The sequence below is a fragment of the Flavobacterium sp. CAN_S2 genome, assembly GCF_015752255.1.
Taxonomy (GTDB): domain Bacteria; phylum Bacteroidota; class Bacteroidia; order Flavobacteriales; family Flavobacteriaceae; genus Flavobacterium.
Genome location: NZ_JADOVA010000006.1, coordinates 128,083 through 146,393, shown reverse-complemented (window position 1 = coordinate 146,393; position 18,311 = coordinate 128,083). Strand labels below are relative to the sequence as shown.

The following is an 18,311-nucleotide window of genomic DNA, read 5'->3' as shown; positions in this document are numbered from 1 at the left end:
GTTTTGGCGCTACGGCGGGTTTATTACTAAATTAAGCCCGATTTTCTGACTTGCCACCAGAGCGACAGCGAACAGGCGAAGCAAATTCTCCCAAATACAAAACCAATTTTCCCATTAAGCCATATCCCCAAATTGCTTGTAGCGTGTGTTAGTGGCTGGCAAAATTATGAACCTTTTAAAAATTCGTGTAAACCAGTTATTTTTTAATCGAATTGTTTGAGAAGTTTCCAAAGCTCTTCTTTTCTCCAAACCTCTTTGATATTTTAGAATCATTTTGTTTCGATAATCAGAATAGTTTCGGTTATGAAGATTTACCTTGTTTTCAGCAACAAGTCTGTAATGCTTGTCAAAGTCTCTTTCAAAGGTTGCGGGAGATACAGCTAGGTCGTTAATTATTAGTGCTAACCCAATCATTATTTTTTTCTTAAGTTGTAAGCTAACTATATTTTCATCAATGATTTGCTGTGTGAGAGTAGATGAAACTGATTTCAAATTACTTGTTAGAGCAGTTCGCCATTGACCGTGGGCTATTCGGTTTCGGAGTGTAATTGATAATGAAAGGTCATTAGCAATTAAATCCATTATTTGGATATATCTTGATTGATTAACAACATTTAGTTGTTGGCCAATTGGTAAAGTAGAATTAAGAGTATACGCTTTTGTAAATGCTGATTTAACAGAATCCTCCCATTTACTTTGAAGGGTTGCACTTCTTTTTTGTAGAATTGAATCAATTTCAATTTGAGTGAAAGCATTTAATTCGTGCAAAACCTTCATAATTCTTACTTCTGCCCAGCACGTAATTAATTGAGATAAAATTTTTGTGTAAGTATATTCGTTTTTGATGTCATTCATTGATATAAAACGACGCAAATCCAATTCAATTCGATCAATACCATTTTCAACTTCAAGAAGATTTTTACAATGTTCGGCGTACATAGATTATGAATTTACGATAACTCCGACGGTCGAATATAGTCAATGGCTTTATTCGACCGCCGGGAATCGAACCCGATTAGACTCTTGCCGAAGCAAGTGTGTTTCCATTACACCATTGTCCTTTTTTTGTCGAGTTATCGTTGGGCTAATATAATAATATTTTTTATTAATGTTGTTTTTTTTACGATTTTTCTGATTGCTTCCCACTAACGTCCCGCTACTACAGCGGGTTTGGGACTAAATTAAGCCCATTACTCGGGTTTTCCAAATCATCCCAAATACAAAACTAACTTTCCATTAAACCAATTGCCCAAATCCGTTGTAGTAGCTGTTATAGGGCGGTTTAATATTTATTCTGTTATTAGTCTATCTTTAAATTTCCATTTTAAAAATGTACTAATTCCAAAAAAGAAAGGCAATCTTCCAGTTTTTAAAGTTGAATGATATTTAAAATTAAAATATATTTTTTCTTTTTTTGGAATAATAATTACGTTTAGAAATTTCAATAAATATTTGTTACAAGTGAGTTTAATTTCACCTGAATCTTTTTCATATTCCCAATTTAATTTTTTTAAAGTTTTCAGGGTTAATTCGAAGTTTTCTTCCGCTGTTAGTTTAGTATCTAAGGCTTCAAAATTATCATCTTTCCATTGATAATAAATTACAACGATTATGCAGAATAATAAGTAATAAATTTTCAAAAATTCTAATTCTAGTTTTGTCAAAATAATATTTCCAGTAAAATAAATAATTATGAAAGTTAAAATTGCTCCCATAATTATATCATACCAATAATCAGAGTTTTTTTTAACTCTTTTTTCCATATTTCATTATATTTTATTGAAATTCATTCGGTTCTTTTCGGAGCGAAAAACTGCCCTATAACGTTATGCTGCTTTGAGATGGCTGGAAGTTCGTAACCTTTCAGTTTTCGGCTTAACGAAAACTTGATGCGAAACGATAATTCCACTAAACTCCAGCTAGCTCAAAACAGCTGTTAGCAGCTGATATTTTTCATTTTGGTTATTAAATTAGTAGTGTTTTTTTTATCTAATATTTTTTAAATCTATCAAATATAAATGCATTCACAAAAACTAAAAACCACGCAAAGATTATAAATAATATTATAAAAACCATTTTTGTTAATTTTTCTCTTTTGGATTCATATTTCCACCTTTGGTCAAACTCGTCATATTTATCCTTGTAAATTTTACTGTTATAATAATCAATTCCAAAAAAGAGTAAAACAATAAATGCTAATTCATAGATGTTGAATTTTCTTTTAACTTCGGGAAAAATTGAAATGTATATTGCCAATAACAAATTCCCCAAAATTAGAAACTGACATACGGTTACGCTTATAATTGCGTTGTTTTGATTTCCATTTTTAAAATTCAATTTTGCAATTCTATAATAGAAGTATTCGAAGAATGTTTTTATTATTTGCATTTTTATTCAGATAATTTATTTCTGATTTTTGGTCAATCTAATTTTATATTTGCTGCTAACGTTCTGGCGCTTGGCGAAGTTGGGGAATAAAGATGCGAGATTTTTCGGTTAAACACAAATTTTCCAAATACAAGACCAACTTTAAATTCAGCCTAAAACCCCAATCTCGCCAAACGGCTGTTAGCGGTAGTTTTTTTTTAAGTTTAATAGCCTCCAAAAACTTTATTTTCTAAATTATCCATAATAATTGAATATTCTCCTTTATAAATAGAATTTGGAAAATTATTTTTTAATTCTTTTTTGATATGTAAATCTTTAATATCCTGTAAAGCTATTTTAACATTATAACCTTTTCCGGGAATTATCATTACCATATGAACAGTATTATGTTTATTATTGATATTTTCATCTTTTAAAAACGAGCGAATATCATTTCTCAATAAGTCAACATTGTGTTTGAGAATTCTTTCTGCAATGGAACTCTTTCTAATTTTTCCAATTCTTACTAAATCAAATTTTACTTCCATTTTATTTTCTGAATTTGTTAATTATCTCATTAAAATTTACGCCAATACCTGCGATATTAGGTTTCAACTCAAGATTATCAATATCAAAAATCTTATTCCAAAAATTTTCTTTTTCTCCTAAATTCAATTTACGTTCTTTTTTTAAACTACTTTTTATTTTGTCAAGTTTGGTTTTATATTCAGGTGTATAGTTTGGTTTTTTAAGAAAATTATTTTCAAAATTCTGCATACTTTCTATGAAAGTTAATGGGTTTTTCTCAATAATTTTTTTAGAGATTTCCATATGCAACCATATTGATAAGTTGTGCAATCTTGATTGGTAACCTGTCAATTTTATGCCACCATTTTCAATTACTAAACTACCATTCTTAATCAACAAATCGTTTTCGCCTTTTTTATCTATATCATTTATTAAATAATAAATGTCTTTATAGAGAATTTCAATGAAGTTTTCATTTTCAAGTATTAATGGTTCAAGAATTTTCCCAATGAACTCGTCAATTGATTTTTTATCAGTATTTCTGATTTCTTCAATTATCATTAAGTAATCGTCTCTTTTTATCATTTATTGTTATTGAATTGGATTACTAAATTCGTTCTTTTTTGGTAAAATTACCGCTAACTTGTATATACCCGCTACAAACTAGCGCATATTCACCCAAAATCAGGTTGCTTTACGCTACAAATAGTATTTTACAGTTCTGCTAATGTAGTTCATTTATTACGAATTACTGGTATTGAAATTGATAAAGTAATCGAACAGAAACAAATAAACTTAGGAATCAGATTTCCTAGCCCCGATAGCAGCGGCATCCTTTTCTTTTTTTCTTTAAAAAAGAAAAGATACAGCGGAGAGCGGGAGAGAGCTCCAGATTCAGACTTCCGCCAGAATGACAAACCCTCTGAAATGTCATCTTGTCAGATTTTTTTACGCCAATTTTAACATAAACTGACAATTTAATAGGCCATTTTGTATTGGCACAAAGATTGACTTATGCACTTCGAGTCATTAAAACAAGTATACAATAAAATTAAATATATTAAAAATGGGTAAAATAATCGGAATTGATTTAGGTACGACCAACTCTTGTGTTTCTGTAATGGAAGGTAATGAAGCAGTTGTTATTCCTAATGCAGAAGGAAAAAGAACAACACCATCTATCATCGCTTTTGTTGAAGGTGGAGAAATTAAAGTAGGAGATCCTGCTAAAAGACAAGCGGTAACTAATCCAACTAAGACTATTGCTTCTATCAAACGTTTTATGGGTCACTCTTTTTCAGAAATTACAGCTGAAGCAAAAAGAGTTTCTTACAAAGTAGTAAAAGGGGACAACAATACACCACGTGTGGATATTGATGGTCGTTTATACACTGCTCAGGAATTGTCAGCTATGATACTTCAAAAAATGAAAAAAACAGCTGAAGACTATTTAGGTCAAACTGTTACTGAAGCAGTTATTACTGTTCCAGCTTACTTTAATGATGCACAACGTCAAGCTACGAAAGAAGCAGGTGAAATTGCAGGTCTTAAAGTAATGCGTATTATCAACGAACCAACTGCAGCTGCACTTGCTTACGGTTTAGATAAAAAAGGTAAAGATCAAAAAATTGCTGTTTATGATTTAGGTGGAGGTACATTTGATATTTCTGTTCTTGAATTAGGAGACGGAGTTTTTGAAGTATTGTCTACAAACGGAGATACTCACTTAGGTGGAGATGATTTTGACCACGAAATTATTGACTGGTTAGCTGACGAATTTAAAGCTGAAGAAGGTATTGACTTACGTCTTGATCCAATGTCATTGCAACGTTTGAAAGAAGCTGCTGAGAAAGCAAAAATTGAATTGTCTTCTTCTGCTGAAACTGAAATCAACTTGCCATACGTAACTGCTACGGCTTCAGGACCAAAACACTTAGTTAAAAAATTAACTAGAGCTAAATTTGAGCAATTAACAGATTCATTAGTAAAACGTTCTATGGCACCAGTTGCTAAAGCGTTGAAAGATGCAGGTTTAACTGTTTCTGATATTGACGAAGTTATCTTAGTAGGTGGTTCTACTCGTATGCCAAGAATTGCTGAAGAAGTTGAAAAATTCTTTGGTAAAAAAGCGTCTAAAGGAGTTAACCCTGATGAGGTTGTTGCAATTGGAGCAGCTATTCAAGGTGGAGTTCTTTCTGGAGATGTAAAAGATGTATTGTTACTTGACGTTACACCTTTATCTTTAGGTATCGAAACTATGGGTGGTGTTTTGACTAAATTAATTGAATCTAACACAACTATTCCAACTAAAAAATCTCAAGTTTTCTCTACAGCTGCAGATTCTCAACCAACAGTTGAAATCCACGTTTTACAAGGAGACAGAGCTATGGCAGTTGACAACAAAACTATCGGTCGTTTCCATTTAGATGGTATTCCACCAGCTCCAAGAGGTGTTCCACAAATTGAAGTAACTTTTGATATTGATGCTAATGGTATCATCAAAGTTTCGGCAACTGACAAAGGAACTGGAAAATCTCACGATATTCGTATCGAAGCTTCTTCTGGATTAACAGCTGAAGAAATCGAAAGAATGAAAAAAGATGCAGAAGCTAATGCTGATTCTGACAAACTTTTAAGAGAAAGAGCAGAAAAATTGAACGAAGCTGACGGAATGATTTTCCAAACTGAAACTCAATTGAAAGAATTAGGTTCTAAATTATCTGATGAAAACAAAGTTGCTGTCGAGTATGCATTAACTGAATTGAGAATGGCACACCAATCTCAAGACATTCCTGCAATTCAAACTGCTCTTGACAACATCAACGCTGCTTGGAAAAAAGCAACTGAAGCGATGTATGCTCAAGGAGAACAAGGTCAAGGTGAAGCACAGCCTCAAGGGGATGCTGCTCAAGGAGACAATGTTGAAGACGTTGAATTCGAAGAAGTAAAATAATAATTTCACGTAGAGACGGACTGTTGTCCGTCTTTATTGTTAATTTAGAAAACCGTTCGCCATTGGTGAACGGTTTTTTTTATGTGTTTCTATTTTTTAGTCTGTTTTGTGCCAAACATATTAGTAATCACTACCGCATGAGGAAAAGTTATGGCGGCCAAAAAGGAGAAAAACAAAGCATTAAACAATTGTTCCTCTTTACATATATAATAGATCAGTGTAATTCCTATTATAGATATCAACCAATAAATCCCTGCCGCTTTGCAATAAGCAATAAAATATTTTAATGAAAACGAACCATTTAGAAATTTAATCTGGTCAATTATAGAAGGAATACTATGCCATAAAACAAAATAAATAGCAAATCCCCAAATCAGACTCGATGACTTGAAAAGGATTGCAAAGAGAAGCAAATAAAAGAATTCTAAAAGTAGTTTTTTTCTAATTTTTTCTGATTTCCAATACAAATAGGTACTTAAGCCAATAAAAGCAATTGATGAAATTTGCAAAAGCAACACAAAGTATTGACTTGGAATATTAATATTGGCGATGTTTACAATAATACTCTGTACTTCACCGGAGTGAAAAACAAATAGTAACTGTAAGATAATAAATCCGTATAAAAATTGAAATGCCATTTGGAACCATTTCGGAAAGGTATCCAATAAATCTTGCCATTGCTGTTCGCCAAAATGATAGGCGCTTACAAGAATGAATAATAGTAACGCCACTTGAGGAATTTTATAGAACAACAGAGCGCCTGTTAAAACCACTACTATATAATATCCGAGTATTTTAAACCAGGAATTGGACTGTTTTACGGTTTTAATATTTTTAATTAGAAGTAAATCGTTGGCACCATGCAGTATTCCAAAGGTGAAAATCAAGAAGAAGCCCAACATTATTTGGATTTTTGTCGATATAAAGGAATCCATCCAAAGTCCGAAAAAGCTTGCTACAATTACAATATTTGAATAATTTCTCATGAATTTTAATTATTGTTTAAAATTAGTTAAAAAATATTAAACAAAAATGATTTTTTATTGTTTAACTTTTACTATATTTGATTAAACAAAAAACCATTTAAATTATTTATTTATGACAAATTTTATGTTTATTTCAGGATTAGTCGGAAAATTATCCCCAACGGATTACGTAGGGTTTACTTTCTTTGTAGGCTGTATGGCTATGATGGCCGCTTCAGCATTCTTCTTTTTATCCTTGAGCCAGTTTGACAAAAAGTGGCGTACTTCAGTTCTAGTATCCGGTTTAATTACCTTTATTGCTGCAGTACATTATTTCTACATGAGAGATTATTGGGCATCATTTGGTGAATCGCCTACATTCTTTCGTTATGTAGATTGGGTACTTACAGTGCCGTTGATGTGTTTAGAGTTTTATCTGATACTTAAAGTAGCAGGAGCAAAGCAATCGTTGCTTTGGAAAATGATTATTTATTCGATAGTAATGTTAGTTACAGGTTACTTCGGAGAAGTAGTATTTACAGATAGCGCAGCATTATGGGGATTCATTTCCGGAGTTGCTTACTTTGCTATTGTATACGAGATTTGGCTGGGAGAAGCTTCAAAACTTGCAGCAGCAGCTGGTGGAGAAATTCAAAAAGCACACAAAATTTTATGTTGGTTCGTCCTTGTTGGATGGTCTATTTATCCTTTAGGATACATGATGGGAACATCAGGATGGTACAACGGATTTATTCCTGCAGGTAATATTGACGTGGCGTACAACATTGCTGATGCGATTAACAAAATTGGGTTTGGATTAGTAATCTACAGTTTAGCAGTAAAATCTCAAAAAGATTAATTCCTTTTTTTATTTTTTTTTAATATTTTGATTGGAAAACCGGACTAGCGATAGACCGGTTTTTTTATGGAATTACTTGAAATAAAATACCCGACTTGTTTTTGAAACAAGTCGGGTGATTTTATTTTATTATTATTATTTATTATTAAGTAGAAACGCACTGCAATGCGTTTCTAGAACGTGAGTCTCTACAATGTTGGTTTGTTTAATGCGTGTTTAAAAACTTAATAATAACCATGAGATGCATTTGTACATTTTATATAATCATACGATAAACCAACATTCATTAAAGCGCAAAAAAAAGGGAAAATGTTGTTTGAACATTTTCCCTTTTTAATCTATTATTTTGGATCTAAAGCTTCACCAATTCTAGAGATCAAATCGAGTACATGATATTTACTCATTCGGTCTGACATCCTGGCGGAAGACATTTTTAAATCGTTTTTTAATGCATTCAATTGGCCTCTTGCAATAGAAGGTAAATCAGTTTGTGCTAAGTTTACTCTTCTGGTATTGAAACCATATGTTACTCCAACAGGAACCGATCTTACAGTTGCAGTGCCTGGTTTAAGCAATTCAATCAATTTGTCTACATACAATTTTTGAACATTCCTGCGGTACATATCAATAGAACTATTGCTTTTCAATTCAGAGAAAATTCCTTTGTTCAAATCAGTCATTAATTCGTCTACAGAATAATTGTCTTTACTAACAGTTGAGGTTTCTAAAAGGCGAACCATTCTGTCACCTGCCATAAGACTTGACAACGTTGCATCCTGCATTCCTTTGATAGCTTCAACACCACTTTCCGGGTTTATTTTTGAAAGTACGTTTTGATCTAACAACCATTTTGGTGTAGTGAATAATTGTGTATTCAAGAACGCTACAGCATCTTTTTGGATACCTTTTGGTACCACTTGAAATTGATTTCCAGCCATGTCATAGGTTTTTGGAGAATCATAAATTCCACCCACGTTTTTAGTTACATGTCCCATATATCTTCTAAATTGTCCTGTAAGCGCGCTGTAAAGCTCGTCTAATTCAGTATAACTTTGACCATCTTCTTTAGTCCATTCTAATAAATTAGGAAGTATTCTTTTAAGGTTTTTAATTCCGTATTCAGAAGCTCTCATTGCATTATCACCAATATCTTCCGTTTGGTATCTTGGGTCATAAGGACTTGTTTCAGAACCAAACCACAAACGATTGTTTTTGTATGCTTCCTTAGTCATTTCATTCAACAAAGCTTTTTCCTGTGCTTCATTTTTTGTGTCTTCAAAATAAGAATATCCCCATTTGATAGCCCACTTGTCATAGTCTCCAATTCTTGGAAACAAAGCCGTAACACCATCTTCTGGTTGTGCAACGTAGTTGAAACGCGCATAATCCATGATAGATGAAGTGTGTCCGTTTTTCTCTTGGTATTCCTTATCTCTTAGTTTTTCAACCGGAGTTGCAGAACTTGCACCCATGTTGTGACGCAATCCTAACGTGTGTCCAACTTCATGAGAAGAAACAAAACGAATTAATTCTCCCATTAATTTGTCATCAAACTTTTTTGATCTTGCCGCTGGATCAACCGCTGCAGTTTGAATCAAATACCAGTTTCTTAAAAGACTCATGATATTGTGGTACCAACCAATGTGGCTTTCTAATATTTCACCACTTCTTGGATCGTGAACATTAGGACCATAAGCATTTTGAATCTCAGCAGCAAAATATCTTAATACAGAAAAACGAGCATCTTCCAAACTCATTGTTGGATCATTTTCTGGCCAATATTCACCACGAATTGCATTTTTCCAACCCGCTGCTTCAAAAGCGATTTGCCAATCGTCAATACCTTGTTTGATGAATTTTTTCCATTTTTCCGGAGTTGCCGGGTCAATGTAATATACAATTGGTTTCAAAGGCTCAATCAATTCACCCTTTTTTTGTTTTTGTGCGTCTTCAGCAGATTTAGGTTCTAAACGCCATCTAACCGCAAATACTTTGGTATCTGATTTTTGAGATTCCTCTTCAAATACACCATATTGATTTGCAAAATAACCTACACGCGCATCAAATTCTCTTTTGCGCATCGGATTTTTTGGCAATAAAATCATAGAAGTATTCATCTCCACTGTGATTACTCCAGCATCTAAAGCCGAAGGCAAATCAACTCCAATTTTTGGTGTTGGTGAAGTATTGATTTTTGGTGGCGTTGTAGTAAAGGTTTTTACACTTCTAATTTCAGTGTTTATTGGAAAACTACTTACTTTTGAGATAAATGATCTGTCTTTTTGAAACGTCTGAATGTTTAACAGTTGTTTTTTAATTGGATCCAAAGAAAAAGTTTGAACATCAGCATCGAAAGTAGTGGATAAATCAACTACATAACCTGTGATTTTTCCAGCATCATCTTTTTTGTACGCCAGAACATCATAATTTCCAATAATTGGATCTGAAGTTGAATTTTTAACCGCTTGAGCCATTGGTTTGTCTTCATCCGGAGACATAATAACGTAGGTAATAGATCTCAATAAGATATTATTATTCAAACCTTTTTCCCAACGAACGACTTGTCTGTTGATTTCTTCTCCACCAAAAATTCCTCCTCCGGCCGGAGTTTTAGAATATCGGGTGATGGTCATCATTTCACTTCCTAAAATAGAATCCGGAATTTCAAAAAGGTATTTGTTGTCTATTTTATGGACGTCGATAAGACCTCGTTGCGTAACAGCAGTTGAATCAATAACTTTTTTGTACGGTTTTGGTTCTTTCTTGGCATCATTTGCCTTGGTCTCTACTTTGGCAACAGCATTTTTATCTGCTTTTCTTTTCTTTCTACTTTGAGCAAATGTCTCCGGAGCCGAAAAAATTAACAGAAATACAATAATTAGGGTTAGTTTTTTTTTTAACATGTAGTACAACATATAATGGTTAATAATTAGTTTTTAGCAAATAAATAGGAGAATCTTCTATTTATTTGCCCTCAATCTTCAAATCTATTGATATATTTTGAAAAATAGAGTACTTAGAAATACATTTTTAAATAATTAACAAAAATTAACATTCGTTGAGTATTTAATTCTCAGTGTTACAATATGATTTTTCTCATGAAAGGATTTAGTATTTCGTGTTACCTTTGCATTTTTTAAGGAGTAAATAAAGCAAGATTTTTTCATTTCATGGAATGTCAAAAGTGCCGAAAAACGATTTATTTGTAAAAGTTTTTCGTAATATTACTTCATAAATCAGTTGGGATGAGAAAAATCAAGTACAAGAAAGGAAGGAAAATGCAACCCTATAATTTAGAATATACGGGGATTCATAAAAGCAAGGATTCAGAACTGCAGTTGTTTGTTTACGATGATTTGAATCTAACCGAATATGAGGATTTTAAGGTTTCAGATTTAGATAAACATATTGATAAACAGAAAACAAATTGGATTAATATACACGGCTTGAATAATGTTGATTGGTTAAAATCGATTGGTGATTATTTTAAAATCGATAATTTCATGTTAGCCGATATTTTAAATACCACCCGAAGAACTAAACTGGAAGAGTCTCATGACTTTTTGTTTTTTAATATAAAATCACTGTTGCCAACGGAAAATTCGGATAATATTAGTGTAGAACAAATTAGTTTTTTATTGAAAGATGGCGTTTTAATTTCTTTTCAGGAAAAAAGAAGTGATTTTTTTACCCATATTCGAGAACGTATTCGGACTCATTCTGGGCTTGTCAGAACTAAGAAAGCTGATTATTTGCTGTACATTCTTTTGGATGCCATTATGGAAAATTTCTACATCACTTTAGAAAACGAAGAAGACAAAGTAGAGGAATTGATCAATCTTACGAAGCAAAGTGTGGATCCAGTAATTTTAGAAAAAATTGAGAAACACCGTGATAATTTAAATTTCTTAAAACGTTCCATTATTCCATTACGAGATTCTTTGTATGATATTAAAAGCATAAAAGACGATACGATATTTAATGCGATGGAAGCAGATAGTTTTAGTTTCTTTGCCAGATTGCATCAAAAAAGTTTAGAACTTTTAGAACAAATTGATTCTGATATGGGTTCTTTAGAAAGTGCTTCAAATTTCTTTTTTTCGGCACAAACGCATAAGATGAATGAAATTATGAAAACGCTGACCATAGTATCGGCGATATTTATTCCACTTACTTTTATTGTGGGGATTTACGGAATGAATTTTGAATATATGCCGGAACTCAAGCGACATTATGGCTATCATACCGTTATTGGCGCTATGTTTTTAATAGTTATTGGAATGATTATTTATTTTAAAAAACGCCGTTGGTTTTAGAAAAAAAAAAGGAATGCATTCAATTGATTTGGAATTAAATTTAAAAATAGAAAGATGAACAAGGCCATATACATTGCAACAAGCGAGCAAAATAGTGGAAAGTCGATTATTACGTTGGGATTGATGAGTATGCTTATTGGCAAAATGGCCAAAGTAGGTTATTTTAGACCCATTGTTGAAGATTTTGAAGAAGGAGGATTTGACAACCACATTGAAACCGTGATTGGTCATTTTGGTTTAGATATTCAATTTGAAGATGCTTACGCCATTACAAAAAGTAAATTAATCAAGAAGAAGAACAAGGGAAAAATAGGGGAGGTTCTCGATTTGATTATTGAAAAATATAAGAAATTAGAAGAGCGTTTTGATTTTGTCTTGGTCGAAGGAACTGGTTTCAGTGGCGAAGGAACGGTGATAGAATTAGACATGAATGTTCTGATTGCTAAAAATCTGGGAATCCCAACGATTATTGTTGGTTCCGGAGTTGGCAAAACATTAGAGGAATTATTGGACAGTTTGTATCTCGCTTATGATTCTTTCAAGGTGAAGGATGTAGAGGTTTTGGCTGTAATTGCTAATAAAGTACAGCATGAAAATATAGAAATAGTGACTAATGGTTTACGAAAAAGTTTGCCTCATAGCGTTATGGTGAACACGATTCCATTAATCCATAATTTGAATAATCCGACGGTACAGGAAATCGTAAACGAGTTGGATGCTAAAGTTTTATTTGGTTCGGCACATTTGAACAACCAAACCGGAAATTTTAGTGTTGGTGCCATGCAATTGTGTAATTATTTGCTGCATTTGAAAGAGAATAGCTTGGTGATTACTCCCGGAGACAGGGCCGATATTATTTTAGGCGCTTTACAGGCTAATGAATCCGTGAATTATCCAACAATTTCCGGAATTGTTTTGACAGGGAATATCTTGCCAGAGATTAGTATTTTGAAATTGATTGAAGGACTTTCGACCATTGTTCCAATTATTGCTGTGGAAGAAGGAACCTATTTTATCACCAATAAAATTGGATCCATTAAATCTAAAATTTATGCCAATAACAAGCAGAAAATTGAAATTTCTATTACTACTTTCGAAAAATATGTCGATTTAGATAACTTGGCTGAAAAGCTAATTACTTTTGAAGCAGAAGGAATGACACCAAAAATGTTTCAATATAATTTGGTTAAAAGAGCCAGAAAACATAGAAAACATATTGTTCTGCCTGAGGGAAATGATGAAAGAATTATTATTGCCGCATCCCGTTTATTAGAAATGGATGTGGTGGATATTTCTATCATTGGCAACAAGAAGCAAATAGAAAGTAAAGTTGCGGAATTAGGCTTGTTTTTTGATTTTTCCAAAGTGCAAATCATTAATCCGATCGAATCCGAGCATTATGACGACTACGTAAACACCTATTATGAGTTGCGAAAAGCTAAAAATGTAACCTTAGGAATGGCGAAAGATTTGATGGAAGATGTTTCTTATTTTGGAACGATGATGGTGTATAAAGGCCACGCTGACGGAATGGTTTCCGGAGCGGCTCACACTACGCAACATACCATTTTACCGGCGTTGCAATTCATTAAAACAAAACCCAATTCATCAGTGGTTTCCTCAATATTTTTTATGTGTTTAGAAGACAGGGTTTCGGTTTTTGGAGATTGTGCCATTAATCCAAATCCTACTGCAGAGCAATTGGCAGAGATTGCTATTTCATCTGCGGATTCTAGTTTGGCTTTTGGTATTGAACCAAAAATCGCCATGCTTTCTTACTCATCCGGTTCTTCTGGAAAAGGAGATGAAGTGGATAAAGTGCGAACTGCAACTGAAATAGTGAGAAAAAAGCGCCCTGATTTAAAAATCGAAGGTCCTATTCAATACGATGCTGCTGTTGACATGGCCGTTGGAAAAAGTAAAATGCCAAATTCAGAAGTGGCAGGACAAGCCAGCGTTCTAATTTTCCCAGATTTAAATACAGGAAATAATACCTATAAAGCGGTTCAAAGAGAAACTGGCGCCTTAGCGATTGGTCCAATGTTACAAGGATTAAATAAACCTGTTAATGATTTAAGCCGCGGTTGTACGGTAGATGATATTATAAATACAGTCGTGATTACAGCGATTCAGGCGCAGGGATTGTAGCTTTTAATGTAAAAATTGAAATATGTAAAGATTTAAAAATTAATCCTTTACTACTTCAATTTTTTAATTTTTTAATAAAATTTAAATGAAAATAGTAATTATAAACTCAGGAAGTTCCTCCATAAAATACCAATTGATTAACATGCCGGCGAATGAAGTGATTTGCTCCGGTATGATTGACAGAATAGGACTTGAAACTTCAAACTTTACGTACGTTACGGATACAACTAAATTAGAAGAAACGTTGCCTATTGCGAACCATAAAATTGGTTTGGAAAAAATTGCCGCTTTATTGATGGATGAAAAAGTTGGGGTGATTACAAGCACTGAAGAAATAGAAGCAGTTGGGCATCGAGTGGTACATGGAGGAAGCTCTTTTTCGAATACGGTAATTATTACAAGTGAAGTTAAAGACAAAATCAGGCAGCTATTTGAATTAGCGCCTTTGCATAATCCTGCGAATTTAGAAGGAATAAATGTTGCCGAAGAAATTTTTAGTTCAGCACAACAAGTGGCTGTTTTTGATACGGCTTTTCATCAAACGATTCCTGTTGTAGCGCACAAATATGCGGTGCCAAATTATCTTTTGACGGAAAATAAGATTCGTGTTTACGGTTTTCACGGTACGAGTCACAAATATGTTTCGGAAAATGCGATTCATTATTTGGAGCAAAATTCGAAGAATAAAGGCTCTAAAGTTATTACGATACATTTAGGAAATGGTTGCAGCATGACTGCAATAAAAGACGGGAAAAGTATCGATCATACATTGGGTTTTGGTCCAATGAACGGATTGATTATGGGAACCCGAAGCGGAGATGTAGATCAATCTGTGATATTTTATTTGGTCAATTCGTTGGGTTATTCGCTTGAAGCAGTCAATACAATGTTGCAAAAACAAAGCGGAATGCTAGGGCTTACCGGTTACAGCGATTTACGGGATATTGAAGCCAATGCGGAGAACGGAAATGCAGATTGTCAATTGGCTTTGGCGATGAATGCGTACCGAATAAAGAAATACATAGGTTCTTATACGGCTGTTTTAAACGGATTGGATGCCATTATTTTTACGGCTGGAATTGGTGAAAATTCCTCTTATATTCGGAAATTAGTGTGTACGGATATGGATTACTTCGGAATAGCATTGGATGCATCCAAAAATGAAATTCGTTCAAAAGAAATTCGGGAAATTAATACATTGGAATCTAAAACCAAAATATTAGTTATTCCTACCAATGAAGAGATTGAAATTGCCAATCAAGTCTTTGAATTACTGACGAAGTAAGAAAATAACTAACCCAAAGGAGCTTCTGTATTCAGAGGCTTTTTTTATGCTTTTTATTTAATAAATCTAATTATATTTGGATACTAAACACCACATTTTGAAAGCAAGAATTACAACAATAATCCTACTCTATCTTATCTCATTTCAACTGTATGCGCAGGAGTTACTTCCTTTTGTGGAGAATTACAATAAATCTGATTATCAAGGAGATAATCAGATTTGGAATGTAGCCCAAGGAAATGATAATGCGATGTATTTTGCCAATAATTATTATTTATTGCGGTATGATGGTGTGAAATGGGAAAAAAACTCGCTACCTAACAAAACCATAATTCGTTCTATAATGGTGGATGGTGACAGGATTTATTCCGGTTCGTACAAAGAATTCGGCTATTGGTATCGAAAAAATGGGAAGATGATTTATGTTTCTATTTCTGATACCTCTAAGGTTTTTGATGAAAGTGATAATGAGGAGGTTTGGAAGATATTTAAATTTAACGGTAAAATTTATTTTCAGTCTTTCAACGGACTTTTTCAATATGATGGAAAAATAATTAAGAAAAATAAGTTCGATTTTTTGGTTTCCTATTGCTTTCCGGTTGGTAATGAATTATTTGTGGCTTCGGTAGAAAAAGGGGTTTATAAAATGAAGAATTCTAAGTTTGAAAAAATTGAGGGATCGTCAATTTTAGAGAATAATGTCATCCACGCTATTGAAAAATACCAAAATAAAACCTACTTTTTTACTAAAAAAAATGGGGTTTATGTCGAAGAAAATCGAGTTCTAAGTGCTTGGAAAAGTCCATTAAATACTATTCTGAAAGCCGCTAATATCAATGTCGCTAAATTCATTAAAAACAATAAATTAATTATAGGAACGGCAAATAAAGGAGTTTATATTTTTGATTTGAACTCTGGTGCTTACAAAAACATCAATCGAAATAATGTATTGATGAATAATTCTATTTTGAGCATTGGCTTAGACAAAGAAAATGATCTTTGGTTGGGTTTAGACAATGGAATTGCTCATATCGAAGTGAATTCTCCAATTTCTATTTTTTACGATAATTCAGGAATTTTAGGTTCCGTTTATTCCGTTGCGAATACTCCAAAAGGATATTTGATGGCTTCAAATCATGGTGTTTTTAAATATGAAGACAAGGTGCTTTCGTTAATTCCCAATACGCAAGGACAAGCCTGGAACATCAGTAAAATAAATAACAAATATCTCATAGGTCATAACGAAGGAACTTTCATTTATGAGAATGGATTGTTCTCTAAATTAAATACTATTAATGGTGGTTGGAATTTAGTAAAAAGTGGTATCAATAATTCGTATTTGCAAGCTACGTACAGCGGTGTGATTATTTATAATGATCCAAATAATTTAAGTCAGAGAAAAGTTGTAAAAGGACTTTTGAAACCGATAAAATACGTTGCGCAAAACAGAAAAAACGAAATATGGGCTGCGGATAATAATAGAGGGTTGTATCGAATACTGTATAATGATGCACACGAAACAACCAGTATCAAAAACGTTACCCAACTAAGCAAAATAAAGAATGATTTTGGGGTGAAGATTTTTGAGTTTAGAAATGAGGTCTTGTTTTTAATTAATAAATCTTGGTATACCTATAATTCAATCACCAATCAATTGGAAGAAAATGAATTGTTTAATTCTAATTTTAAAAATGCATCAAATATTGTTTCTATTGATGAAAATCATTTTTTGATACTTCAGGAAGGACTTTTATATCATATTTATGCAAATGAGAATAAATTCATCCGCAATATTATTCAAGAGAAATATTATAAGGGAAAAATAATCAATGATAATGTAAAAGTGTTTAAGAACAATGAGAACTATCTCTTGAACCTAGATGATGGTTTTATCTCCTTGCAACTAAATTATGCGAATAAAAAAGCATCAAATATAAACGTAGAGGCCTTTGTAAATAATAATTTGATCAAAAACAACTCGAAAATTCCCTATAATACGGAACTTCGTATTCATGTACTGTCGGGCGTTTTTGGTGCCACTAGGCCTAATTTATTTTATAAAGTAAATGGAACTAAAGAATTTATTCCTGTAAAGGAAGGTTTGATTGTTTTGAATAACTTGAATAGCGGTTCTAATGATATTACCGTTTATCTTCACGACGGATTGAATTATGATAAAATTTCCAGTTTCCAATTTTTAGTTTCAAAACCTTGGTATTTTTCTCCTTGGATGATTTTATTGTACTTTATTGTAATAGGAGTCATTTTGTACTTGTATTACAAATGGAATAAAATGCGCTACATTCAGAAACTGGAATTGCGTGATGAAGAATTAAAGCATCAAAAGAAAATTCTGGAAATGGAATTGAAAGCTGAAAATGAATTGAACATTCAGGAGTATGAAAAACACATTTTGGAACTGGAACTTCAAACCAAATCCTCTGAGGTTGCAGGCAAATCACTTTCGATAGCGAAACAAAGTGAAATGATTGAAAATATACAAAGTATTCTGGATTCTGATATGGATTTTAATAAACTGAAAAGTGAAATTAAAAAAGCCATAAAAATTAACGCCGTTAACAAACATGAGTGGGAAACATTTGAAACAAATTTGAATCAAATTCACAATGAATTTATAATTAACTTATCTAAAAAATTCCCCAACCTGACTTCGAAGGATATTAAGCTTTGCATTTACTTAAAAATGAATCTTTCCTCTAAAGAAATTGCACCTATGATGAATATTTCTTTTAGAGGAGTAGAACTACATCGTTATCGATTAAGAAAGAAATTAAACCTTGTACAGGATGAGAATCTCTCTAAATTTTTATTAACTGTATAAATACGCTTTATTTTTTATAGATAATTTATTATTTTAGTGTATTCATTA

13 protein-coding genes are annotated in these 18,311 nt (G+C 32.7%); 6 read left to right on the top strand and 7 right to left on the bottom strand.

Annotated features, from left to right (window positions below; translation table 11 throughout):
* Window positions 1–114 precede the first annotated feature (114 nt).
* The 5 genes from IWX80_RS16195 to IWX80_RS16175 all read right to left on the bottom strand — a co-directional run bounded on the left by IWX80_RS16195 (window position 115) and on the right by IWX80_RS16175 (window position 3,480).
* Window positions 115–939 carry a hypothetical protein gene (locus tag IWX80_RS16195; protein WP_196854358.1) on the bottom strand — a complete coding sequence of 275 codons (825 nt, stop codon included), beginning with the start codon at window positions 937–939 and terminating at the stop codon, window positions 115–117.
* Between the two features lie 350 nt (window positions 940–1,289).
* Complete coding sequence (locus IWX80_RS16190) at window positions 1,290–1,763, bottom strand: hypothetical protein (protein ID WP_196854357.1); 474 nt, start codon at window positions 1,761–1,763, stop codon at window positions 1,290–1,292.
* Between the two features lie 226 nt (window positions 1,764–1,989).
* A complete protein-coding gene (locus IWX80_RS16185; protein WP_196854356.1) occupies window positions 1,990–2,388 on the bottom strand; it encodes a hypothetical protein in 399 nt (132 codons plus the stop codon).
* Between the two features lie 203 nt (window positions 2,389–2,591).
* Window positions 2,592–2,915 carry a hypothetical protein gene (locus IWX80_RS16180; RefSeq protein WP_196854355.1) on the bottom strand — a complete coding sequence of 108 codons (324 nt, stop codon included), beginning with the start codon at window positions 2,913–2,915 and terminating at the stop codon, window positions 2,592–2,594.
* Window position 2,916: 1 nt separating this feature from the next.
* Entirely contained in the window at window positions 2,917–3,480 is a 564-nt protein-coding gene (locus IWX80_RS16175; RefSeq protein WP_196854354.1) for a hypothetical protein, read from the bottom strand.
* 481 nt (window positions 3,481–3,961) lie between these two features.
* Between IWX80_RS16175 and dnaK the strand changes: the two genes are divergently transcribed.
* On the top strand, window positions 3,962–5,848 hold the full coding sequence (gene dnaK / locus IWX80_RS16170) for a molecular chaperone DnaK (protein WP_196854353.1): 1,887 nt from the start codon (window positions 3,962–3,964) through the stop codon (window positions 5,846–5,848).
* 89 nt (window positions 5,849–5,937) lie between these two features.
* Here dnaK and IWX80_RS16165 read toward each other — a convergent pair whose 3' ends face one another.
* Window positions 5,938–6,834 carry a Brp/Blh family beta-carotene 15,15'-dioxygenase gene (locus tag IWX80_RS16165; RefSeq protein WP_196854352.1) on the bottom strand — a complete coding sequence of 299 codons (897 nt, stop codon included), beginning with the start codon at window positions 6,832–6,834 and terminating at the stop codon, window positions 5,938–5,940.
* A gap of 112 nt (window positions 6,835–6,946) precedes the next feature.
* Here IWX80_RS16165 and IWX80_RS16160 point away from each other — a divergent pair, with 112 nt between their 5' ends.
* Window positions 6,947–7,672, top strand: coding sequence for a bacteriorhodopsin-like (locus IWX80_RS16160; protein ID WP_196854351.1), 726 nt, complete (start codon window positions 6,947–6,949; stop codon window positions 7,670–7,672).
* A 341-nt stretch (window positions 7,673–8,013) separates the two neighbouring features.
* On the opposite strand, the gene IWX80_RS16155 is transcribed toward IWX80_RS16160, so the two are convergent.
* Window positions 8,014–10,575, bottom strand: coding sequence for a zinc-dependent metalloprotease (locus tag IWX80_RS16155; RefSeq protein WP_196854350.1), 2,562 nt, complete (start codon window positions 10,573–10,575; stop codon window positions 8,014–8,016).
* A gap of 342 nt (window positions 10,576–10,917) precedes the next feature.
* On the opposite strand from IWX80_RS16155, the gene corA reads away from it, so the two are divergent.
* The 4 genes from corA (at window position 10,918) to IWX80_RS16135 (ending at window position 18,263) form a co-directional block, all read left to right on the top strand.
* Window positions 10,918–11,988 (top strand): magnesium/cobalt transporter CorA, encoded by a 1,071-nt coding sequence (gene corA / locus IWX80_RS16150; protein ID WP_196854349.1) that lies wholly within the window; start codon window positions 10,918–10,920, stop codon window positions 11,986–11,988.
* 54 nt (window positions 11,989–12,042) lie between these two features.
* The gene (gene pta, locus IWX80_RS16145) at window positions 12,043–14,136 is read left to right on the top strand and encodes a phosphate acetyltransferase (protein ID WP_196854348.1); all 2,094 of its coding nucleotides are present in this window, start codon (window positions 12,043–12,045) and stop codon (window positions 14,134–14,136) included.
* 85 nt (window positions 14,137–14,221) lie between these two features.
* Window positions 14,222–15,421 (top strand): acetate/propionate family kinase, encoded by a 1,200-nt coding sequence (locus IWX80_RS16140; protein WP_196854347.1) that lies wholly within the window; start codon window positions 14,222–14,224, stop codon window positions 15,419–15,421.
* A 97-nt stretch (window positions 15,422–15,518) separates the two neighbouring features.
* Complete coding sequence (locus IWX80_RS16135) at window positions 15,519–18,263, top strand: helix-turn-helix and ligand-binding sensor domain-containing protein (protein WP_334682380.1); 2,745 nt, start codon at window positions 15,519–15,521, stop codon at window positions 18,261–18,263.
* Window positions 18,264–18,311: the final 48 nt, after the last annotated feature.